We start from the raw sequence: 552 nt of genomic DNA on the forward strand, positions 1-552 counted from the left end.
GGCGTGCGGCCGCCCAGGGTGGACGAAGGGGGCACCGGCGCGGCAGCGCGGCGCGGCGCGGGCAACGCAGCCACCACCTTCTCGAACAGGAGCGGTTCCAGCCAGTAGTCGCGCGCGCCCAGCGACATGCAGCGTTCGGCTTCTTCCGCCGAGCCCTTTTCGGCAAACACGATGACGGGGGGAAACGCGGGGTCATCCGCGCCCACCGCAAGCAGGTCGTCCACCTTGTATCCGGGCAGGCTGGGCCGCGAAAAGATCACGGCCGGGCCCGACTTGCGGATGAAGGCGGAGGCACCCTTGAGGTTCTCGGCGATGCCGACCTCGAATCCCGCATCACGCAGCCTGGGGAAGATTCGGGTCACGGCGGTGGCCGGAGCGAGGAATAGTATGCGCCGGGCGGACATTAGAACCTTGTACCCGCAACCTTAAGCTTTATCAACTGATGGAACACGGGGGGCCGACGGGGTGCGTGGTCGCCCCCATGCGGATGGCCCCCCCGCGCCGCAAGACGGGTGGCAGGCTCGGGCGGCCCGTCGGCGCGCCCCCAACTGG

At 69.4% G+C, this 552-nt stretch carries 1 pseudogene; it reads right to left on the reverse strand.

The window, feature by feature from the left end:
* A pseudogene (locus FVW27_RS19090) lies at positions 1 to 404 on the reverse strand (response regulator); the annotation flags it as partial.
* Positions 405 to 552 lie beyond the last annotated feature (148 nt).

It is taken from the genome of Nitratidesulfovibrio liaohensis, from assembly GCF_011682075.1.
In the GTDB taxonomy this organism is placed as follows: Bacteria; Desulfobacterota; Desulfovibrionia; order Desulfovibrionales; family Desulfovibrionaceae; genus Cupidesulfovibrio; species Cupidesulfovibrio liaohensis.